The sequence below is a fragment of the Weizmannia acidilactici genome (assembly GCF_008974225.1).
Taxonomy (GTDB): Bacteria; Bacillota; Bacilli; order Bacillales; family Bacillaceae_C; genus Weizmannia; species Weizmannia acidilactici.
The window spans coordinates 37,845-58,088 of record NZ_BKZR01000002.1 but is presented as its reverse complement, the minus strand read 5'-3'; the positions used below and the strand labels follow the sequence as shown (position 1 = coordinate 58,088).

At 48.1% G+C, this 20,244-nt stretch carries 24 protein-coding genes and 1 other annotated feature; of the genes, 1 reads left to right on the top strand and 23 read right to left on the bottom strand.

Annotated elements, in window-relative coordinates:
• Positions 1 to 18: 18 nt before the first annotated feature.
• The 4 genes from GBH70_RS01065 to safA all read right to left on the bottom strand — a co-directional run bounded on the left by GBH70_RS01065 (position 19) and on the right by safA (position 3,436).
• The gene (locus GBH70_RS01065) at positions 19 to 471 is read right to left on the bottom strand and encodes a BofC C-terminal domain-containing protein (RefSeq protein ID WP_151679294.1); all 453 of its coding nucleotides are present in this window, start codon (positions 469 to 471) and stop codon (positions 19 to 21) included.
• A gap of 132 nt (positions 472 to 603) precedes the next feature.
• Positions 604 to 1,326, bottom strand: coding sequence for a YebC/PmpR family DNA-binding transcriptional regulator (locus GBH70_RS01060; protein WP_151679293.1), 723 nt, complete (start codon positions 1,324 to 1,326; stop codon positions 604 to 606).
• A gap of 94 nt (positions 1,327 to 1,420) precedes the next feature.
• Positions 1,421 to 2,398, bottom strand: coding sequence for a phosphotransferase (locus GBH70_RS01055; RefSeq protein WP_151679292.1), 978 nt, complete (start codon positions 2,396 to 2,398; stop codon positions 1,421 to 1,423).
• Positions 2,399 to 3,436, bottom strand: a complete 1,038-nt coding sequence (safA, locus tag GBH70_RS17575; RefSeq protein WP_151679291.1) for a SafA/ExsA family spore coat assembly protein — start codon at positions 3,434 to 3,436, stop codon at positions 2,399 to 2,401. It abuts the gene before it with no gap.
• A gap of 187 nt (positions 3,437 to 3,623) precedes the next feature.
• Here safA and GBH70_RS01045 point away from each other — a divergent pair, with 187 nt between their 5' ends.
• Entirely contained in the window at positions 3,624 to 4,181 is a 558-nt protein-coding gene (locus GBH70_RS01045; RefSeq protein ID WP_151679290.1) for a transcription repressor NadR, read from the top strand.
• A gap of 229 nt (positions 4,182 to 4,410) precedes the next feature.
• On the opposite strand, the gene pheA is transcribed toward GBH70_RS01045, so the two are convergent.
• The 19 genes from pheA to GBH70_RS00950 form a co-directional block, all read right to left on the bottom strand.
• On the bottom strand, positions 4,411 to 5,253 hold the full coding sequence (pheA, locus tag GBH70_RS01040; RefSeq protein WP_151679289.1) for a prephenate dehydratase: 843 nt from the start codon (positions 5,251 to 5,253) through the stop codon (positions 4,411 to 4,413).
• A gap of 27 nt (positions 5,254 to 5,280) precedes the next feature.
• A complete protein-coding gene (gene thrR, locus GBH70_RS01035; protein ID WP_151679288.1) occupies positions 5,281 to 5,733 on the bottom strand; it encodes a transcriptional regulator ThrR in 453 nt (150 codons plus the stop codon).
• A 71-nt stretch (positions 5,734 to 5,804) separates the two neighbouring features.
• Positions 5,805 to 7,097: a GTPase ObgE gene (obgE, locus tag GBH70_RS01030; protein WP_151679287.1), complete on the bottom strand. Its 1,293-nt coding sequence runs from the start codon at positions 7,095 to 7,097 to the stop codon at positions 5,805 to 5,807.
• A gap of 40 nt (positions 7,098 to 7,137) precedes the next feature.
• On the bottom strand, positions 7,138 to 7,692 hold the full coding sequence (locus GBH70_RS01025; RefSeq protein WP_151679286.1) for a Spo0B C-terminal domain-containing protein: 555 nt from the start codon (positions 7,690 to 7,692) through the stop codon (positions 7,138 to 7,140).
• Positions 7,693 to 7,839: 147 nt separating this feature from the next.
• A complete protein-coding gene (gene rpmA / locus GBH70_RS01020; protein ID WP_151679285.1) occupies positions 7,840 to 8,130 on the bottom strand; it encodes a 50S ribosomal protein L27 in 291 nt (96 codons plus the stop codon).
• A 12-nt stretch (positions 8,131 to 8,142) separates the two neighbouring features.
• Positions 8,143 to 8,472, bottom strand: coding sequence for a ribosomal-processing cysteine protease Prp (locus GBH70_RS01015; protein WP_151679284.1), 330 nt, complete (start codon positions 8,470 to 8,472; stop codon positions 8,143 to 8,145).
• 12 nt (positions 8,473 to 8,484) lie between these two features.
• Positions 8,485 to 8,793 (bottom strand): 50S ribosomal protein L21, encoded by a 309-nt coding sequence (gene rplU, locus GBH70_RS01010; RefSeq protein WP_151679283.1) that lies wholly within the window; start codon positions 8,791 to 8,793, stop codon positions 8,485 to 8,487.
• A gap of 11 nt (positions 8,794 to 8,804) precedes the next feature.
• Positions 8,805 to 8,887 (bottom strand) — a sequence feature (ribosomal protein L21 leader region).
• 46 nt (positions 8,888 to 8,933) lie between these two features.
• Positions 8,934 to 10,415, bottom strand: a complete 1,482-nt coding sequence (locus GBH70_RS01005; RefSeq protein ID WP_151679282.1) for an Rne/Rng family ribonuclease — start codon at positions 10,413 to 10,415, stop codon at positions 8,934 to 8,936.
• Between the two features lie 61 nt (positions 10,416 to 10,476).
• Positions 10,477 to 11,343 carry a M50 family metallopeptidase gene (locus GBH70_RS01000; protein ID WP_151679281.1) on the bottom strand — a complete coding sequence of 289 codons (867 nt, stop codon included), beginning with the start codon at positions 11,341 to 11,343 and terminating at the stop codon, positions 10,477 to 10,479.
• A complete protein-coding gene (locus GBH70_RS00995) occupies positions 11,336 to 12,091 on the bottom strand; it encodes a M23 family metallopeptidase (protein WP_151679280.1) in 756 nt (251 codons plus the stop codon). The genes GBH70_RS01000 and GBH70_RS00995 overlap by 8 nt, the downstream gene beginning before the upstream one ends.
• Positions 12,092 to 12,213: 122 nt before the next feature.
• Complete coding sequence (minD, locus tag GBH70_RS00990; RefSeq protein WP_151679279.1) at positions 12,214 to 13,023, bottom strand: septum site-determining protein MinD; 810 nt, start codon at positions 13,021 to 13,023, stop codon at positions 12,214 to 12,216.
• A gap of 1 nt (position 13,024) precedes the next feature.
• A complete protein-coding gene (gene minC, locus GBH70_RS00985) occupies positions 13,025 to 13,708 on the bottom strand; it encodes a septum site-determining protein MinC (RefSeq protein ID WP_151679278.1) in 684 nt (227 codons plus the stop codon).
• Positions 13,709 to 13,960: 252 nt separating this feature from the next.
• Positions 13,961 to 14,479 carry a rod shape-determining protein MreD gene (mreD, locus tag GBH70_RS00980; protein WP_151679277.1) on the bottom strand — a complete coding sequence of 173 codons (519 nt, stop codon included), beginning with the start codon at positions 14,477 to 14,479 and terminating at the stop codon, positions 13,961 to 13,963.
• Positions 14,479 to 15,351 carry a rod shape-determining protein MreC gene (mreC, locus tag GBH70_RS00975; RefSeq protein ID WP_151679276.1) on the bottom strand — a complete coding sequence of 291 codons (873 nt, stop codon included), beginning with the start codon at positions 15,349 to 15,351 and terminating at the stop codon, positions 14,479 to 14,481. The genes mreD and mreC overlap by 1 nt, the downstream gene beginning before the upstream one ends.
• Positions 15,352 to 15,741: 390 nt before the next feature.
• Entirely contained in the window at positions 15,742 to 16,758 is a 1,017-nt protein-coding gene (locus GBH70_RS00970) for a rod shape-determining protein (protein ID WP_151679275.1), read from the bottom strand.
• A 172-nt stretch (positions 16,759 to 16,930) separates the two neighbouring features.
• Positions 16,931 to 17,614 (bottom strand): RadC family protein, encoded by a 684-nt coding sequence (radC, locus tag GBH70_RS00965; RefSeq protein ID WP_151679274.1) that lies wholly within the window; start codon positions 17,612 to 17,614, stop codon positions 16,931 to 16,933.
• Positions 17,615 to 17,635: 21 nt separating this feature from the next.
• Positions 17,636 to 18,223: a Maf family protein gene (locus tag GBH70_RS00960; RefSeq protein WP_151679273.1), complete on the bottom strand. Its 588-nt coding sequence runs from the start codon at positions 18,221 to 18,223 to the stop codon at positions 17,636 to 17,638.
• A 119-nt stretch (positions 18,224 to 18,342) separates the two neighbouring features.
• Positions 18,343 to 19,341, bottom strand: coding sequence for a hypothetical protein (locus GBH70_RS00955; protein WP_253693301.1), 999 nt, complete (start codon positions 19,339 to 19,341; stop codon positions 18,343 to 18,345).
• A gap of 114 nt (positions 19,342 to 19,455) precedes the next feature.
• Positions 19,456 to 20,217, bottom strand: coding sequence for a prepilin peptidase (locus GBH70_RS00950; protein WP_151679271.1), 762 nt, complete (start codon positions 20,215 to 20,217; stop codon positions 19,456 to 19,458).
• Positions 20,218 to 20,244 lie beyond the last annotated feature (27 nt).

Sequence of the window (20,244 nt, the reverse complement as noted above, 5' to 3'; positions counted from 1 at the left end):
GAACTGCGGTTTGCACATTCAATTTGCCCACCCGAATAAGGATTCAGCGTATGACGCAGCATTTCCGTTTTCCATTTTTTCCTGCCGCCGGCTCTCCAATTTTTTCAAATACAACTGGAAAAAGGGCTGGACAATGCCTTTTTTCCCCGATCCGCTTTGGAAAGTGATGCTGAAATAACCGTTTGCTTTTAAAAGCGGGGAGATATCGTGAATATGTTTCTGCAAAACAATCCGGGATCCGCCTATATCGGCGATTTGCCAGCCCGGATAGCTCCGTACAACCTCACATGGCGTTTTGTCCGTACGGATGAATTCCTCACTGACTTCCCCGTCCAGGTAAACGCGTTCCAAAATCACTGCCGTTTTCTTTCCAGCAGCCAACACATCCTTGCTTTGCAAAACGTCGGGAAATCCCGCACCCGCCAATAAAAACGCGGCAATGGGCACGGCGCGCATCACCAAGGTATACATATTGATCACCTCCCGCCCAGATTTAAAACGTTACTGATAGTGTAGCCAGTTTTTGCACGCATATCCCGTCCTTCCGCAAAAAAAGCACTTTCCAGACCGGATAATTCCGGTCCGGAAAGTGCTTCATACCGATTACAATTCAGCATTATGATAGATTTCCTGGACGTCGTCATCGTCTTCCAGCCTGTCCAGCAATCTTTCCATCTTTGCTTTTTGCTCTTCATCCAAAGCAATCGTATTTTGCGGCACCATCGTGATCTCAGCCTGTGCAAACGTAAACCCGTTCTCCTCCAGGTTTTTCTTTACATCCATAAATTGCTCGGGATCCGTATAAATCTCAAACACTTCATCACTTGTTTCCATTTCCTCTGCCCCAGCTTCAATGACCTGAAGCAGCATTTCGTCTTCATCAATATCAAGCCCTTCACGCTCAATGGCAAGATACCCTTTCCGGTCAAAGAGGAATGAAACGCAGCCATTTTCGCCGAGGTTCCCTCCGTTCCGCGAAAAAGCAACGCGGACGTTCGAAGCGGTCCGGTTTTTGTTATCCGTTAACGCCGTTACCATGACCGCGACACCGCCCGGGCCGTACCCTTCATAAATCATTTCTTCGTAATGTTCGGCATTTTGGTTGCCGCTCGCTTTATCGATGGCACGCTTAATATTATCATTTGGCATATTGGCAGCCTTTGCCTTTTCTATGACTAGGCGGAGGGCTGAATTTGCATCTGGGTCAGGACCATTCTTTGCCGCAACATAAATCTCTTTTGCCAGTTTTTGAAATATTTTTCCGCGCTTTGCATCTTGCGCGCTTTTTCTGCCTTGGATATTTTTCCACTTGGAATGGCCAGACATGATCAATCTCTCCTTTCATTCGCGCTGATACAGTCCTATATTACTATACCATATCCGGAAGAAAGGGGGATGCAAAAAGAACAGCCGCGCCACACTATGCCCTTAATTGTTTCTCAACCTCTAACACAAACCGACCTCTTTCCTCAAATTGCCCGAATGTGATGGAAGACAAATGGGGCCAGAGCTGTTCTTTTTCATTTTCTCCGCACGTGATAAATTGGTTCCATTCCCGCAGCACATCCGCCGGGTAAAGGAGCGCTTCAAGAATTGTTTCGCGGTCGGGCGCATCCATCATTATCCCCAAATTGCACAGTTTAGAAAGCGACCAGGAGATGGAAGGCAAAATGCGGTTGCAAAACTGCAGGTCGTCCGTCCAGGCAGGGGCAAGACGGGCGAGGTCAAAATCGATCAAATACAGCTTTCCGTCTTTTCCACGCAAAAAATTATGGTGGGCGACATCGCCATGGGTAATGCAGTATGGGGGCCTGGTAAAAATGGGCTCCTTTTCCCCGAGCCTTTTTAACGACGCATGAGTCCAGGACTCGTAAGTTTTAAAATAAAACGCGGGCATATAATGCATAATTTCACCTTTGTTTTCCAAAAATTCACGGTAACGATTCCGCCATTTTCGCAGCTGGAAAAAACGGGGAAATTCAATTTTAGCAGAAAGTGGAAACCGCCCGGTTGCTCGGTGGTATGCTTTTAACAGGCGGAAAGCAGATAAAATGTCTTGTTCGGTATGATAGGCAAAAGCATCCGGATGCGGTTCAATATATTCCATGATTCCGAAACATGTTTGTTCAAATATGCAATCACCATCATCATCGGCCGGCAAAAACCGGCAAATATGCGAAAATCCAGATTCCAAAAGCGTTGTGGTCAGCAACATTTGCCGTTTCAGCCGCTCAATGCCGGGATATTCTTTCAAAATCCATTTCTTCGTTTTTGTTTCTACGAGCCATACTTTTCCGCGGAGCTTTGTAATCTTTTGAACCGGTTCTCCCAGCCGTTTTTCAGCATAAAGAAGGAGACGCTTGTTGCCGTCCCCTTCTTTGTCCCAGCCCCCGCCCATTTAATCCTCTTCACCGGAAGCATCCGGATTCCGGTCGTACTGCTGCGGCGCCGGCATGCCGTAGCTGTACGGCTGCGGCATCGCATAAGGCTGATACGGATACTGCGCATATCCCGGGAAGTTTTGTGGCTGCGGCGCATACTGCGGCATATATGCCGAGCTTTCAGGATTTGCGCCGTATACAGGACCCTGCATGCCCCAATACGGCTGGGCGGAAGGATTTTGCATCGTACTGCCCTGCATATGGTGGCCGTATGGATAAGATGACGATGAAGATTCTTCCTCCCATTCATGGCTCGGCGCAAGTGTTTGCGGCTGCTGCCAAACCGGTGCCTGCTGTGTTGGGTATCCCGGCATCGGGGCCATCACCGGCATTTGGTACGGAACCCCCTGGAAAGGCGCGGCATAACTGTACGGATAAGGGGCAAACCCATGTTGCATCACCGGCCCCCCGCAACCGCAATCCTGAATCGGCATCGGGCAAGGATAAATTGGTGCATACATTTCGTAACACTCCTCTTGTACCGGCATGGTATAATGTCCGCTTGAAGACGAAGATTCGCTTTCATGATGGTGATACACCGGCTGCGGCTGTGGCGGCGCCTGCGTATGGGTTTCAATTTCAGCCATATTCGTCACATAATAATTATGGATATCAATTTCCGGTACAACAGGCTGCGGCATGATAGGCTTATAGATGGTTTCCTTTTTTTCTACCACTTTCTCTTTTACCGGCATTTCTTTGTGCGGTACCGCTTTCGGCGCTTCTTTTTGGATCGGCATTTCTTTCTGCACCGGCAATTTCGGCTGCGGTATTTGCTGGTACGGGTGTACTGCAATCGGTGCTTCCTTCATACCCGTATGCATCTCTTTTTTTACCGTGCCCCCTGTTGTCGGAATTTTAATTTTCATTCCGGGCATGATCATTTCCGGATTGGATAATTGCGCGTTCATTTTTTTCAATTCGTCAAAATCGACGCCGTATTTTTTGGCAATTTTCCAGAGCGTATCGCCTTTTTGAACGATATGGATTTTCACACATTTTCCCTCCTCAAGCATAAGTCCATACATTCTATGTTGTTTTGGGCAAAATGCGAACGATTTACATAAAAATTTATGACCTTCAGCTCCGCATTATGCCATTTCCGGCAGGCGCGTTTCTTTCATTTGGCCGCCCCCGTATGGTAAAATCCGAAATAGGCAGAAACGAATGGAGGAAACGATGTTGGCAGTAAAGAAGAAAATTCCCGGGGATGAAAGGCGGAAATTGATCGTGAAGTGGCTGCAGGCAAGCCGGTCCCCGATTACAGGCGGGGAACTGGCAAAAAGGGCGAATGTGAGCCGCCAGATTATCGTGAATGACATTACGCTACTGAAGGCAAAAAACGAACCGATCCTTGCCACAAGCCAAGGTTATTTATATATGCACCCCGTCCGTCCGGAAACAACCGTTGAAAAAACGATCGCATGCTCCCATACCCCCGGTCAGGTGGAAGAAGAACTGAACGTGCTGGTCGATAACTGCGTGACCGTAAAGGACGTAAAGGTGGAACATCCTGTATACGGCGACTTAACCGCATCCATCATGGTGTCAACCCGTGAAGAAGTGGCGCAGTTTATCCGCCGCATTAAAGAAACGAATGCCAGCTACTTGTCTGAATTGACGGGCGGCATCCACCTGCATACGGTTGAAGCCGCAAACCACCAGCAGTTGGAAGCCGCAGAACGCGCATTGAAAGCATTAGGGATTCTGTTTACTGAAAATGAAAAAGAGCTGCCCTGAATGTGTTTGAGCAGCCGGTTTATGAAGGACATTTTTGAGAACGTTATGGCTTAAAGTGCCCCATGCCGCTTTTGAAGGGCAATTCGGGGATGAAAATTGCGAAAGTGTCGTTTATCCCTCCTTTGAAAGACATTTCATGGCGAAAAAATGTCTGAAGTGTCTTTCATGCATTAAAAAAGGCTGAACCAAAAGCAACAGCTTAAGCTTTAGGTTCAGCCTTTTCCCAATCCTATTCCGCCATATACCTGCAGTAGCTCCCAAGCTCCTTAACCGTGCAGCCGAGGGCGCGGATTTCCTCCAACGAAAAGCGGACAAGTTTCTCATCTAGGGAATGGTTCAAATCAATCATAAAAAAGTAGTTTCCGAGCCCCGTCTTTAACGGGCGCGACTCCAGTTTGCTCAAGTTAATTTCGCGCCATGCAAAAGCGGAAAGCACCTGATGCAGCGACCCGGCCTTGTCCGTAGGCAGCGTGATCATGATCGTCGATTTTTGGAACGACGGCGCTTTTTGGATTTCCAGTTTGTTATAAGCCAGGACAATAAACCTTGTATGGTTGAAAGGATAGTCATGGATACTCCGTTTTACAATTTCCAAACCGTACAGTTCCGCCGCCATTTCGTTGGCGATCGCCGCCCATTTCAGCTCCGGATGCTCGCTCACGTATTTCGCAGCGGCGGCGGTGGAACCCATTTGCTCCACGGCCGCATGTTTAAATTCCCGGTGCAAAAACTTGTGGCATTGCGCCAATGCATGCGAATGCGACACAATTTTCTCGGTTTTCCGCCATTCGGCAACATTCTCCGGATGGACCATAAAATGCTGCTCGATCGGTACAACGATTTCTGCCCGGATCGGCGGAAGATCCTCATGATATAAATAATCGACAGTTAAATTGACAGAGCCTTCAAGGGCGTTTTCCAAAGGGACAACCGCCATATCCACCTGTTTTTCCTTGACGGCTTCCAGGCATTCCGGAATCGTCCGGTAAGCAATCCGGCGGGCATCGGGAAAAACCGACTGAACCGCAATATCGGTAAAGGTTGCTTCCGGGCCAAAAAATGCTGCTCTCATTCGTTTCCTCTCCCGGCAGCCGGAGTATTACGCTCCGGACCCCAATATTTCTACTTTGTTGACAAACTCAAATGCATTCAGTTCTTCCAACAGATCATTTAAACTCGCCCGGATATCCGAAACATTCAAGGAAATGGTCACGTTCGCCCGCCCCTGGATCGGGATTGTCTGGTGGATCGTTAAAATATTGCACGAATATGAGGCGATGATCCTTAAAATTTCGGATAATGTCCCGGACCGGTCTTCAAGATAAAAAAACAACGTCACGATTTTTTCTTTTACAACCGAATGGAACGGAAATACGGTATCACGGTATTTATAAAAGGCGCTGCGGCTGAGGTCGACTTTTTGCGCCGCATCCCCGACCGACACCGCACTTCCCCTTTCGAGCAGTTCTTTCGCCTGAAGCGTCTTTTTCATCGCTTCCGGCAAAACATCTTCACGGACCAATATAAATTTATGTTCTGCTTTCTTTTCCAAAGTGCCCTTCCTCCACTAGATTCACCGTATCCGTGCCGGGGCCGGTTTTCCTTCTCTCCCGTCCCACACGGCTAGTCTACAAATTCAAATTCATAATCCAAGAGGCGGACCGTGTCGCCGTTTTTCGCCCCGCGTTCACGGAGCGCATCATCAATGCCCATCCCGCGGAGCTGGCGGGCAAACCGCCTGACCGACTCATCATGGTTAAAATTCGTCATTTTAAACAGCTTCTCGACTTTTTCCCCGTGTATCACAAAACTACCATCCGGATCCCTTGTAATCGTAAAATCCGCTTTTTCTTTTTCGTGCTTATACACGACCCGGCTTGACCCAGCACCCATTTCTTCGTCCATATACAGCGAAAAAGCGGGCGTTTTGTCAAGCAGATCGGCGATGGCAAAAAGCAAATCTCTTAAGCCTTTCCGCGTCAGCGCAGAAATCGGGAAAATCGGCGTGCCGCTTCCAATCTGTTCTTTGAAGTGCGCTAAATTCTCTTCCGCGCCCGGCATATCCATTTTATTCGCAACAATGATTTGCGGGCGTTCGGTAAGGTGCAGGTTATAGGCCTTCAATTCTTCGTTAATGGTTAAGTAATCCCCGTACGGGTCACGTCCTTCCACTGCCGCCATATCAATGACATGGACGATGACCCTTGTCCGCTCGATGTGACGCAAAAACTGGTGTCCGAGTCCGACGCCTTCGTGGGCGCCTTCAATCAGCCCCGGCAGATCGGCCATGACAAAACTTCTTCCGTCATCCGTCTCGACCACGCCTAAATTTGGCACGAGCGTCGTAAAATGATATTCCGCAATTTTCGGGCGCGCCGAAGAAACTACGGAAAGCAGTGTCGATTTCCCTACGCTCGGAAACCCGACAAGGCCGACATCGGCAAGCAGTTTTAATTCAAGGACAATATAGCGTTCCTGGCCCGGTTCCCCGTTTTCGGCGATTTCCGGCGCCGGATTGGCCGGCGTGGCAAAACGGATATTGCCCCTTCCGCCGCGACCACCTTTTGCGATCACCGCCCGTTCGCCATGGCGCGTCAAATCGGCAATCACCTGCTTCGTGTCATCATCAATGACAACCGTTCCCGGCGGTACCTTTACGACCAAATCTTCCGCCCCGCGGCCGTGTTTCCCTTTGCTCATGCCGTTTTCGCCACGGTTTGCCTTGAAATGCCGCTTGTAACGGAAATCCATCAGCGTTCTCAATCCTTCGTCCACTTCAAAGATAACATCGCCGCCGCGACCGCCGTCGCCGCCGGCAGGCCCGCCCATCGGCACATATTTTTCACGGCGGAATGCGACCATGCCGTTGCCGCCGTCCCCGCCTTTCACATAAATTTTTACTTGGTCGACAAACATAAAATATAGAACCACCTTTACAACATTTGTTGCTTAAGTTTTATGATAAAAGCTTTCCTCCGGCCGGAACTTCCGGAAATACAACTTCGACTGAGAAAACGGTTTCTGATTGTGCGTGCACAACATGACGCCCCCGGCATTCCGCTTCGAGCCAACCTGTTAAAAGCCCCGGCGTTTTTATTGTACCGCTAAATTCAAAAAAGAAACGGGCGGCTGATTGGGGAGTGCCAAACGTTAATGATAAAAGATTGTCGCCGTACGGATCCGCCATTTCCTCCACGCACGCCAAAAAGCTTTTCATCCAGCCATAAAGCCGTCCGTCTTCCGGCAGTAAACGCTTATCGGCGTCCAAAATTTCGTACTCCAGCCGGAAAGGGTGCCCTTCCCAATTATATGTAAGCAATAACTCGGCAAATTTCGGCAGATGCAAATTAGACAGTTTCGACTCCTGCTGTGCTTCCAGGATGATATCCTCTACGATGTCTTTGACTTTTTCCATATTATTTAAACTGGCATACCCATTAATTAATTGAAGTTTGTTCAGCCAATCGTGCCTTGCATGGCGGAGCACTTCAACAGTCGTCCAATTTTCCATCTTAAATAGCTCCCATTTGCAGAAATATGTTAGTTTTAAGTATAACAAAAATCTTTGCCATATGCACCGTTCTTTAAACGAAAAGCTCCACCGGCAATATGTAAAAAAAGCCCCGGGCCGCTTCATACGGCCGGGGCTCGTTTAAGCTTAGGCTTCTTTTGCCACCGGATATACGCTCACTTTTTTCTTGTCGCGGCCGAAACGTTCGAAACGCACGATGCCGTCAACTTTCGCAAACAAAGTGTCGTCGCCGCCGCGGCCGACATTCTCACCCGGAAAGATTTTCGTTCCGCGTTGGCGGTAGAGGATCGATCCGCCGGTTACGAATTGGCCGTCCGCGCGTTTTGCGCCAAGGCGTTTTGCGATCGAGTCACGGCCGTTTTTCGTGGAACCAACACCTTTTTTGGATGCGAAAAACTGAAGATCTAATTTTAACATAAGTTTCACCTCCTATTGAAAGGTAATATGGATAAATTCCCCGTATTCCCGTTCAATGGTCTGCAGGGATACAACCATGCCCTCAAGCAGAATCTGTGCTTTTTCGCTTGCCTCTTCAGGGAGACCCGCGGGAATTTTGCATTGCAGCAAGCCGCTTTTGGATTGGCGGATTTCGGGTTCAACCCCAGCCACTTCCATCATCGCGTTCACTGTCCCGAAAGAAACAGCCGATGCGCCGGCGCAGACAATGTCCTGTCCGTATTCCGCAAAGTTCGCATGGCCCTTCATTTGAAAAGACGAAATTCTTCCGTCTTCCGTGCGCTTGATACAGACCTCGATCATATCGCGGCCGCCTTACGCATTGATTTTTTCAATGACCACTTTCGTATATGGCTGACGGTGGCCTTGTTTTTTGTGGTAGTTTTTCTTCGCTTTATATTTGAACACAACGATTTTTTTCGCACGGCCGTGTTTTTCAACTTTTCCCGTAACCGTAGCGCCTTCAACAACAGGGCTGCCGACTTTCACGGAATCGCCGCCGACAAAAAGAACGCGGTCAAATGTAACGGTTTCGCCTTCAGCAGCATTCAGTTTTTCAACGTAAATGGCTTGGCCTTCTTCCACCTTGATTTGTTTTCCGCCGGTTTCAATAATTGCGTACATCACTGCACCTCCTTAAGACTAAGACTCGCCAAAGACAGGCGTTTTACATGACGTAAAAACTTGCATGCCTGTTCCTGAGCGGTTGTAGCACAGGCGCTACAAACATAACATATTGATCATACCACAGGACTGCTGCTTTGTCAACGGGAAGAACTGCTTTTCTCCCCGAGTTCCCGCACCGTCCCAAATTGGCGGATCGCATAATACGGATGGGCATCCCTAATGATACGGAAAAAAAGTTTGACGTGGAGGAGATGCTCCAGCCTGCCAAGATGCACAAGATTATCCCCGCAGAAACAGTCTTTTACATCTTCTGTACATTCGATCAGCACAGCCTCATGAAGTCCGGAAGGCATTTCCAACAGTTCCCGTTCCAAGCGGAAAGCAACGGTTTCCGGGCTTTCAATTTTTCCTTTCCCTTTGCAGACCGGGCATACTTTAAGCAATGTTTCCGGCAGCGATTTGCGCGTTTTTTTCCGCGTCATTTGCAAAATGCCGAGCTCGGTAAAACCGGTGATCCTTGTTTGCTTACCGTCGTTTGCCAGCTCTTTCTCCAGGGCCAGCCTGACTTTTTCACGCTCCTTTTCATCTTGCATGTCAATGAAATCAATCAGGATCATCCCGCCGTAATCACGCAGTTTCAATTGCCTTGCGATTTCTTTTGCCGCAAGCATATTCGTTTGCAGCACGGTTTCGTCCTGGTCCTGCCTGCCCGTGTATTTTCCGGTATTGACATCAATGCTGATCAACGCCTCTGTTTCATCGATCACAATATACGCGCCGTTTTCCAGCCAGACAATCCGTTTCAATGCATCTTCAAGTGCCCCATCAATCTTGTAGTATGTAAAAATATTCACCTGCCCGCTGTAAAACTCAAGCGACCAGTCCAGCTCCGGATGGTTTTCCAGCAATTTTTTCAGTCGCTTTAGTATCTCCGGATCATCCGAAATGACCGTTCCACTTTTCAGACGGACAAGTTCACGGTAAATCTCGGTTTCGACGTTATTTTTTTCATATAAAACCGCAGGGGCTTTTTCACGTGAGGCCTTGTCAACCATTGCCCGGTACTTCTTCCTCATTGTCTTGAGCTCATCAAGCCATTTTCCGTCCCCCGTCAAGGCGGCCGTTCGGAGGATGATCCCTTCACGCGGTTCGAGATGCGCACGCACCCTGCTCCGCCACAGCTTTCTTTCGGCTTCATCCGCTTTCTTGGATACGGCCGTATATTTTCCCTCCGGGAGATAGACAATTTGCTCACCAGCAAGCTCGATGATACCGGTTAAAAGCGGCCCTTTCAATGCGGTTCCGTCTTTTTTGACCTGGACGATGATCGGCTGCCCGGCCGCCAAAAATGACGAAATCGGGCGCTCTCTTATTTCATCGTTTCCGTGCAAAAAAGCGGGGAGCCGGCCGATGTGCAAATATCCGTGCCGGCCCCCGCCGATATCGATAAATGCAGCATTGATACCGGGTTTGACGGCCGCCACTTTTCCAAGATAAATATTCCCGACTTTTGTAACATCACCGGGCTGCCGGATCCGGATGGCGGCTACTTCCCCGTTTTCCAAGACCGCATACCGTTTTTCCCTCGTTTTAAAATTGATTACAATCGACTGGGACAACATGCATACACCACACAATTTTTTCTGCTGATGCCGCGTGAAGTCAAAAGCGCAGCTTCCATCAATAACTATACATGATATCTTTTACTTTCGCATGCGTTTGCTTTTCAGAAAAGAAGGCATGCAGCAGTTCATTTTCATCCAGTTTCCCGATTTCCACCCCGCCTTGCAAGACAATCAGCGGATGTTTGCGGCCCCGTTTAAAAGATTCCAATACTTCATATAAATAAGCACCTGCGTCTACACGGAGCGTTTCCAAATCATGAAGCGGATCCCTGTTTCCGTAATACCGTTCAAGCAGAAAACGGATGAAAACAAAATACAGCTGTTTCCATTCTTTCCAAAGCGAGGCATATAAATAAACAGCAACTGCCCAAATATTCAGATTCGCCGGTGTATTGAAAAGCGCCGTTGCATGGAAGATGAGAAGAACGGCGAGCGAACTGAAAATCGTTATGCGGAAAGCGCGCAAAAACGGGAAAAACCTTGAAAACGCCATATTGGCGATTTTACCGCCGTCAAGCGGCCAGATCGGGAGCAAATTGAAAAAAAGAATGGCCCGGTTCCATTCCTGGACTTGTATATACAATGATTCCGGCAAAATGTGAAAGTAAAACAGGGCGTACGCGCAAATGGCGATCCAGACGTGCTGGACGGGCCCGGCAAGCGTGACGGCCATTTCTTCTTTTAAAGGCCGATTTCCGTGCTCTTCCGTTTCGGCAACACCGCCAAACGGCAAAATCATAATTTTTTTGATCCGCCACGAAAAAAATTGCGCCGCACCCGCGTGGCCCATTTCATGGATCAAGATGATGGCAAACAGCAGAACAAGTTCCTGGAAGCGTGCGGTGGCAACGGCGATCGCCGCAACAATCCAAAAAAGGGGATGGATTTTGATTTTTTTCAGCACAAGAAACAGATCACTCAAATTTTATCACCTGAATCGGGTCAATAAAATCGCCACCTTTTTTGATCGCAAAGTAAAATTCCCCTTTTTCGCCGCTATTGGCTGCAGTGCCGACTTTTTCGCCGGCTTTGATCCGGTCGTACTCCCGGACATTCACTTTTCCGAGGTTGGCATACCAAGTTTCCGTTGAATCGACATGCTGGATAATGACGGTATTACCAAGCGATTTTTTCTTGCCGGCAAAAATAACGGTGCCGCTGCTCATCGCTTTCACGTTTGCGCCCGGTTTTGTTTCAATCATAACCCCTCTTCCGTCTGCTGAAAAATTGGTCAGGATTTTTCCTGATACCGGCATGGCATACTGCTGCTCCCCGTCCGAAGCCGCCGTCTCTGTATTTGACGCTTTGTCCGGAAACAGCGCGATCGGTTTTCCAAAATTGTCTTCGTACCATTTGGCCGCTTTCGCAAATTGGAATTCGGTTTCCATGACCCGTTCCACGGCTGTTTTTGGTTTGTCAAACACCGGATTGGCTGATTTGAACAGGATGGCTACGGCGAGCACAAGGCAGGCGGAAGCCAAAATTTTAAACAGGATGGCTTCTTTTTTAAATAGCGGATGGATGGGCCTCACGGATGGTTCATAAACATGCGTGCCTTCATCACGGATCAGGCTGGAATAAATCAAGTCTTTGCCTGGCCTGCGCGCTTGTTTCACCACTTTTCTCCGCTTTGCCATTTGCTTTCTGATTTCGTCTGCGCGGTTTCCCAAACAAACTCCCCCTCTTGTCCAGGCTTTCGTTTGTTATCAATGTATGACCTGTCCAACAGGGATAGAACCCGAATCAAAATAATCCGGTCCGAAAGCCATAAGGCTTTCCGGGCCGGCCCATCTCAAGATGTTTTTGAACTGAATAATCTTTTAAATCTTGCAAACATGCCGGTTTTCGGGTCTTCCAAAGGCATGAGCGGCACGGTTTCGCCTAATATTCTGCGGGCTATATTGCGGTATGCAAGCGATGCGCGGTTATTCGGGTGAAGGGCAATCGGCTCCCCCTGGTTTGATGCGCGGATGACTTCTTCATCATCCGCCACGATCCCGATCAGGTCGATCGATAAATGGCTTGTCACTTCATCAATATCCATCATGTCCCCGTTTTTCATCATATGGCTGCGGATCCGGTTAATGATGAGTTTCGGCGACTCAATATGGTCTTCTTTTTCAAGCAGCCCGATGATCCGGTCCGCATCCCGCACCGCGGAAATTTCAGGCGTTGTCACGACAATGGCCTGGTCAGCGCCCGCCACCGCATTTTTATACCCCTGTTCAATACCGGCCGGGCAATCGATCAGGATATAGTCATAATCTTGCTTTAATTCATGGATTAATTGTTTCATTTGCTCAGGCGTTACAGCCGATTTGTCGCTTGTCTGCGCCGCCGGCAGCAAAAAAAGCTTATCGTCGAAGCGTTTATCTTTTACGATTGCCTGATGCATTTTGCAGCGACCTTCTACGACATCCACCAAATCATAGATAATCCGGTTTTCAAGCCCCAATACCACATCAAGATTTCGAAGCCCGATGTCCGTATCTACAAGGCAGACTTTTTTCCCTTGAAGCGCCAGCGCCGTGCCGAGGTTTGCCGAAGTAGTCGTTTTGCCGACTCCGCCTTTTCCGGATGTAATGACAATCGCTTCACCCATGTTAGAACCCTCCTCGTAATCTCGTAATATTCGGCCGCAGATGTTTTAAAACTTGCAATCGATCAATGATAATATGGTTGGAAGAATCTATGTAAGCACATTCCATTTCGTGCCGGTCTTGTTTCGCATAATGGTCCGGCGCCCGATTTAAGCAGTCGGCAATCCGGATCTGAGAAGGGACCATGTTGGAAGCCACGACGACCGCATCCCTTCTCCCATTGTAGCCCGCATGCGCAATCCCACGCAAATTCCCCATGACAAAAATATTGCCGTTTGCAATGACGGTACCGCCCGGATTCACATCCCCGACAAGCAATAGGTCGCCTTCCACCTTCAATACTTGCCCGGATCTGACAATGACTGTGGCGGATACAATTTCATTTTCCAGTTTTGCCTTTGCTGCCGCTTCTTTCGTTATCACATTGCTAATGATTTCGTCTACAACCAGATTCCGCTGGGCGCGGACAAGGCTTTTGATTTCTTCCTCCTGTTCGGGTGTCAAATAACGGTTTCCAAGCTGGATCTTTACGGCAATAATCGGGCTCTCTTCATCTTCAAGGGAAGAATGCGCCAATAATTTATGTTTTAACTCCGCTTTTAAAGCATGGTAGGAGCATTGGTCGTTTAAATGCAGGACAATTCCTTCTTTTGTACCTTTAATCGTTACATTTTGCATTTTCTTCATTTCAAACTGCTCACCTCAACGGCTGATAAAAATGGGACAGCACCCGTCCGCCGGCGCTTTCTTTTCCGGGCGGGCTTTTTTGGGAAGCTGTTTTTAAACGACATCGTAAAACACCTGCGGGATAAGTGGATTTTCGCGGGAACGAATCGTAAAACCTTGAACTAATCGTAAAACCTTGAACTATGCGGATATATTCGACAAAAGGTTATGAAATTCCTCTTTTCCCATTTTAACAGTTTTGCGGTGCCGCGTTTACTCCTGCTCTTCTTCCCTCGCCCGCCGCACGAGAAAATTGCGCATCGGATACCAGGCCAAAATAAAAAAAGCGGCATTAAAAATAAGGGTGGGCCATAACCTTAAATTGAGAAAATCGCTGAAACCCATTAACTGCGAATTAATCAACGAATTGACGCCATAAACCAAAAACTCGACGACTGCCATATTAAAAGCTGCAACAACCGTTCCGGTAAAAATATTGGATTGGAGAATCCTCATCAGTTTGATCGTCAAGTAAACCGCAAGCGGATAAAAAAACAGGTAAATGCCCAAAACCCCTGTGTAAAAGGCATCAAAGAGCATACCAAACACAAAAGCGTAAATGATGGCACTCCTTTTCCGGTAGTACATCCCCATTAATATCAGCATCACCAATAAAAAATGGGGGACGATGATATATTTTCCGCCAAAATTCTGGGCGGAGAAAAACTGCGCAAATAAGCTCTCGGCGATATAGCAAACACTTAAAATGAGAGGGAGCACCGCACGTTTCATCACTGCCCCCCTCCCAGCACACTCGAGTTTAGTTTTTGCGCTTTCCGGTTGATGACCAAAACTTCCCTCACATCATAAAAATTGGCTTCCGGTTTGACATAAGCTGTTTGCGTCAGCCCGTTTTCATCCGGAACAATTTTTTCAACATCCCCGATCACCAGGCCGCTCGGGAACATGCCGCTTAAGCCGGATGTTACCACGTGGTCGCCTTTTTTGATTTTGATGTTGAAATCAAGCTGTTTCAACAGCAGCATTTTTGTTTTTTTGTCGTATCCTTCGATCAAACCGTAAGCATCTTTTTTCGCACTTTGCACCTTGGCAGAGATGCGGTTTGTTTCGTCAGGCGAGCTCAGCAGTTCAACAGTCGAATAAAATTTATCCACTTGCGTCACTTTTCCGATAAATCCCCCACTCGTCACCACCGCCATATTTTTTTCAACACCGTTCACTTCGCCTTTATCGATGACAACTTGTTCATACCAGCTGTCGGGATTGCGTGCGATGACCTGCGCCTGGATCGACTCGGAATCTCCAAGACTATTTTTTTCCTTAATAATGGATTTCAGTTCTTCGTTTTCTTTTTTCAATTCATGGTTTTGTGCTTCCAGGCTTGTCAGCTGTTCCAAATGAGATTTCAATTTTTTATTTTCGGTATATGTATTTTTCAAATCATTTATATTATCAAAAAAAACGGCCATAGCATTTGCAGGTTTTGCAATGATGGTCTGGCCGAAGCCGACAATATCACGCACAAATTGCTCGGGTTTTGAAATGCGGTCGCGCTCCCTTATGGAAAATCCGATCATGGCGACGAGCAGGATTACGCTGATGAGAAGTACAATCAATCGTTTATTAAGAAAAAACTGTGGCATGGAATCCACTCCTATAAAAAAACTCTGTTCCGGTAATTGCCGACTTGAATGCATTCTCCCGCCGGCATGATACCGGCAGGAGAATTTTGCCCGCAGAAGCGCCTATCCGGCCGGTAATCTTCTTAGCCCCTTCCTCTGGCATAAGCCAACACACGGCTCGTCCCTCGCCGTGTTTCCTTTATCTTAGACAGTGCCTAGAAAAATCCGTACGCTGATGAGCAAGGCGCCTCCGCTTTTCGTATTGTCCAGCTGCAGGCGTTATCGGCTGGTGAACTTCATGCCCCACCCTGCGATAAGTCCACATCGATTCGCCTTTTCGGCTCATCTTGTTTCCAGTTTGGGAGCATTGAAATTCATACGCCGATGGGAAAACGCCCTTCGCTTTTCTGTTTACTTACTGTCTTTTGCTTTGTTTTTGAACAGTTCGATGTTTTCCAAAGCGCTGCCTGTACCGATTGCGACGCAGTCAAGCGGATTTTCGGCAATGATGACAGGCATTTCCGTTTCCTTGCTGATGACATGGTCGAGATTGCGCAAAAGCGCGCCCCCGCCCGTCAGCACAATGCCGCGGTCCATAATATCCGCCGCTAGTTCAGGCGGCGTCTGTTCAAGCGTGTATTTCACAGCATCAACAATCGCATAAACCGTATCATGAAGCGCATCGGCAATTTCTTCCGCCGTGATCGTGATCGTCTTCGGCAAACCTGTTAACAAATCCCGGCCCCTGATATCCATTGGTTCAATCCCCTCCGGCTCTCCTGCTGAACCGATTTCCATTTTTATTTGTTCTGCGGTCCGGTCCCCAATTAAAAGGTTGTAATTTTTGCGGATATAACTGATGATCGCTTCGTCCATTTCATCCCCTGCCACGCGGATCGACTGGCTTGTCACAATTCCGCCCAGCGAAATAATGGCCACTTCCGTCGTCCCGCCGCCGATATCCACTACCATGCTTCCGGTCGGCTCCCAGACAGGCAACCCGGCGCCGATCGCTGCTGCAAAAGGCTCTTCAATCGTAAAAGCATCCCTTGCCCCGGCCTGGCGGGTTGCATCAATCACCGCGCGCTCTTCCACCGCCGTGATGCCGGACGGAACGCAGACCATGACATACGGATTTTTTGAAAAAAAGCCTTTTTTATTTGTGGCCTGCTGAATATAATATTTCATCATCGCAGCGGTCGTTTCATAATCCGCGATTACGCCGTCTTTCATCGGCCGTGTCGCCACAATATTTCCCGGCGTCCTTCCGATCATTTTTTTAGCGGCATCCCCAACCGCCACAATTTGTTTTGTATCTGTCTGGATTGCCACTACGGAAGGCTCCCGTACGACAATCCCCTTTCCTTTTATGAAAACCAATGTATTGGCTGTCCCAAGATCAATCCCCAGATCTTTACTTCCGAACATGGATGTATCTCCCTTTCTTCACTTTTAATTTTCGCGATTTGTGTCATACTTTTGCTTATATATGCAGATGCATTTTTTGGCCGCATCCGTTGTTTGGGCAAATTTGGTCAACAAAGCCAGCTGTAAAAATCATACGATTAATTATATCGTAACCATAAAAAAATTCAAAGCCTTACAAATATCCTTTTTCCTTCAGGCTCACGAATTTTTTCTCACCGATAATCAAATGGTCGAGAATTTCAATCCCCATTATTTTACCACATTCGGCAAGCCGTTTGGTAACTTCGATATCTTCTTTTGAAGGGGAAGGGTCTCCGGATGGGTGGTTATGGAAACAAATAATGGAGGCGGCAGAACGCCTTAATGCTTCTTTGAAAACTTCCCGCGGGTGGACAATTGAAGCATTTAAGCTGCCGATAAAAAGGGTTTGCCGGTGGATCACCTGGTTTTTAACGTTCAAATACAGGCAGACGAAATGTTCCTGGGCCAAAAAGCGCATGTCGTTCATGACATAATTGGCCCCATCCTGCGGGGTGCGGATCACAAAGCGTTCATCATGCTGTAAATTGTTGATTCTTCTCCCCAGTTCGATCGCAGCCAAAATCTGGACGGCTTTGGCCGTGCCGATGCCTTTGATGGCCGTCATTTCTTCAAGCGAGGCACCTTTTAAAAGCCGGAGACCCTCAAAATGGTGCAAAAGCCGGTTGGCAAGCTGGAGGACCGATTCTTCTTTTGTACCGGTACGAAGCAAAATGGCGAGAAGTTCCTGGTTGGAAAGGCTCTCCGCCCCGTGGTGGATTAACCGTTCACGCGGGCGGTCTTCTGCGGATAAGTCTTTGATCAGTAGTTTTTCCAATTGTATTCCTCCTTTTCCGGTTCAGGAGGCGGAGGGGCCGGACAGACCGGCATATTTCGGTCCGGAAAGCACACGGTACAGACGGGAAACCGGCAGCCCCACTACATTATAGTAATCGCCGCTGACACCCTTTACAAACAGCGCACCTAATCCCTGGATGCCGTATGCGCCGGCTTTGTCAAACGGTTCGCCGCTGTCCATGTACTGTTCGATTTCTTTTTCGGACAGATGCCAAAAAGTGACATCCGTTTTTTCGAAAAACACTTCTGTTTCCCCTTTGCAGCAAACCGCAACCCCGGTATAGACGGTATGCGTTTTGCCGGATAAACGATGAAGCATCCTACGCGCCTCATCGCGGCTGCCCGGTTTTCCAAGGATGCGGTCCTCAAGCGCCACGACTGTATCGGCGCCGACCACCACATCTTCAGGAAAATGTGCGGCAACACTTTCCGCTTTTCTGCATGCCAGCTCCTTGACAATTGCCTCGGGCGGACCGGTTAAATCGATTAGTTCATCCTCATCGCTTTTTTCAACAATAAACGGAATTTGCAATTTCTGGAGGAGTTCTTTTCTTCGTGGGGAGCCTGAAGCCAATATGAGGTCCATCATACACCAAACTTTCTTTTCTGGTTTAATATGGGAGATACACTTGTATCGTACCAAAAAAACCGCCGTTAAACAATAGGGCCCCCGGTAATGTAGGGAGCCCCCTTTTGGCGGGTTCGGCCTCAGTGCCCGCTGTACACCTTCACATAGTCAAGCAGGTTTTGCTCGGCTTTGGCCAAATCCTGTTTGTTTCCGCTTTTTTCATAGGAAAGCAGTGATTCATACGCGGCCGTTTCGTATTTCTTTAACTGTTGCAGCGTTTCCTGTTTTATCGTTTCGAGCCTGCTGATTGTTTCGGCGCTGCTTTTCATCGCCTGCATGCCGTCCGCAGAAACCGTCCCGGTCTGGAACGAATTGGAAGTTTCTTTCACCAATTTTTCAAAAAGGGGAACTGTATTTTGTGCGAAAATTTGATCATCGTTTGTCACAGTTTGTATTTTTTTGCTTGAAAAACTGATCTCTTTTGCATACAACTCGACACCTTTGTCCGCAAAAACGGTTTTCAAGTTTTTGACCACCAGCAGGCTTTCGGCGACGCCAGCAAAAATATAATGTTGGCCGTCCATGGTAAGCAGCATGGATGGCACACTTTTGGCAGCCAGCTCGTCCGAAACTTTGGCAGCGGCTTCTTTCGTGCTGAAAACCCCCGCCTGCAGGATACCGACCGTTAATGCCGGCAGCTGTTGTGCCTGGGCCTGCTTTTCTCCGCCTGCGGATCCTGCTGCAGGGGCAGAGGCGCTCTTTTTCGTTTGGCTGTCCCCGTATTCAATAAATTTCAGTACAACAAGCCCCAATAATGCGCCGATGACAACGGCGGACGCGATGGAAAAAATGATGGCCGGCATTGATTTTTTGTTCGGCAGTTTATTTTGGAAAAAACTTTTCTTTTTGGGGACGGGTGTATAATGGATCGGCCGGAATTCTTCAATTTTATCCGCATCCAGTTCGGGCAGCACCCACTCAAAAGATTCCTCTTCATTTGCACCGTCATGAGCAGCGGCAACCTCGTGTTCAGCTGTTTTCCAGTCGTGGACTTCGATTGTTTCTTTCGAATGCCCGCCCTTTCCGTTCATTTTGACCGTTATTTTCGCATGATTTTTCGCTTCGTCCAATTCCTTCACCTCTTTGCCCGATTTGCTTTATGCTAACACAAACGGCAAAAAAAAGAACAAGACTTTTGTCGCCTTGTCTGAAAAGGAATTCGCCGATTTCCGGCATTTTTTGTGAAAATCTGCCTAGGAGAGCCCGTACATTCGTAAATAAAAAGCGATCAAATCGTTTCCGAAAAAATAGGCAATAAGGGAACCGGCGGCAATAAACGGACCAAAGGGGATCGGCTTCCTTTTTTTAAATCTGCCGGCCGCCATCAAGCCGATACCAAAAAGTGCGCCGAACAGGCAGGCAAGAAAAAAGGACAAAAAAATTTTCTCCACACCCAATACAAGCCCGATGACAAAATACAGTTTGATATCTCCGCCGCCCATGGCCCCCTTTGTCACAAGCGCAATCAAATAGAGAAGGCAGAATCCGAGCACAGCCCCAAGCCAGGCGGACCACCAAGGCGCTGCCGGGGAGAGGAACCGTATGATGGCGATCGCGGCCGCAAAAGGCAGCAGCACTATATCAGGAATAAGCATATAAACCAAATCGGAAACGGTGATAATCACAAGTAGAGAAATGAACAAGCAAGCTAACAAAAGCTCCATGCTCCAGCCGAACCGGGAAAATGAATAGGCAAAAAGCAGTCCGGTCAGCGTTTCAAAAACCGGATAAATGGCGGAAATCGGCGACTTGCAGCTTTTGCATCTACCCCTTAAGGCCAGATAGGAAAACACTGGTATATTTTCATACCACTTTAATGGATGCCCGCATTTTGGGCAGTGCGAACCGGGAAAAGCGATGGATTCGTGTTTTGGCACCCGCAAACCGACGACATTGTAAAATGAGCCGAAAACCATTCCCATCACCGCAAAATAAACAATCCAGATTATATCCATGGTCCATCCCTCTAACATTCAGCTTGT

What these genes read in the sequence shown, in the direction of transcription:
- GBH70_RS01065 (WP_151679294.1), bottom strand. Translation starts at nt 471, where the DNA reads ATGTATACCTTGGTGATGCGCGCCGTGCCCATTGCCGCGTTTTTATTG.
- GBH70_RS01060 (WP_151679293.1), bottom strand. Translation starts at nt 1,326, where the DNA reads ATGTCTGGCCATTCCAAGTGGAAAAATATCCAAGGCAGAAAAAGCGCG.
- GBH70_RS01055 (WP_151679292.1), bottom strand. Translation starts at nt 2,398, where the DNA reads ATGGGCGGGGGCTGGGACAAAGAAGGGGACGGCAACAAGCGTCTCCTT.
- pheA (WP_151679289.1), bottom strand. Translation starts at nt 5,253, where the DNA reads ATGAGAGCAGCATTTTTTGGCCCGGAAGCAACCTTTACCGATATTGCG.
- obgE (WP_151679287.1), bottom strand. Translation starts at nt 7,097, where the DNA reads ATGTTTGTCGACCAAGTAAAAATTTATGTGAAAGGCGGGGACGGCGGC.
- GBH70_RS01025 (WP_151679286.1), bottom strand. Translation starts at nt 7,692, where the DNA reads ATGGAAAATTGGACGACTGTTGAAGTGCTCCGCCATGCAAGGCACGAT.
- rpmA (WP_151679285.1), bottom strand. Translation starts at nt 8,130, where the DNA reads ATGTTAAAATTAGATCTTCAGTTTTTCGCATCCAAAAAAGGTGTTGGT.
- GBH70_RS01015 (WP_151679284.1), bottom strand. Translation starts at nt 8,472, where the DNA reads ATGATCGAGGTCTGTATCAAGCGCACGGAAGACGGAAGAATTTCGTCT.
- rplU (WP_151679283.1), bottom strand. Translation starts at nt 8,793, where the DNA reads ATGTACGCAATTATTGAAACCGGCGGAAAACAAATCAAGGTGGAAGAA.
- minD (WP_151679279.1), bottom strand. Translation starts at nt 13,023, where the DNA reads ATGGGTGAAGCGATTGTCATTACATCCGGAAAAGGCGGAGTCGGCAAA.
- minC (WP_151679278.1), bottom strand. Translation starts at nt 13,708, where the DNA reads ATGAAGAAAATGCAAAATGTAACGATTAAAGGTACAAAAGAAGGAATT.
- mreD (WP_151679277.1), bottom strand. Translation starts at nt 14,479, where the DNA reads ATGAAACGTGCGGTGCTCCCTCTCATTTTAAGTGTTTGCTATATCGCC.
- mreC (WP_151679276.1), bottom strand. Translation starts at nt 15,351, where the DNA reads ATGCCACAGTTTTTTCTTAATAAACGATTGATTGTACTTCTCATCAGC.
- GBH70_RS00970 (WP_151679275.1), bottom strand. Translation starts at nt 16,758, where the DNA reads ATGTTCGGAAGTAAAGATCTGGGGATTGATCTTGGGACAGCCAATACA.
- GBH70_RS00960 (WP_151679273.1), bottom strand. Translation starts at nt 18,223, where the DNA reads ATGATGGACCTCATATTGGCTTCAGGCTCCCCACGAAGAAAAGAACTC.
- GBH70_RS00950 (WP_151679271.1), bottom strand. Translation starts at nt 20,217, where the DNA reads ATGGATATAATCTGGATTGTTTATTTTGCGGTGATGGGAATGGTTTTC.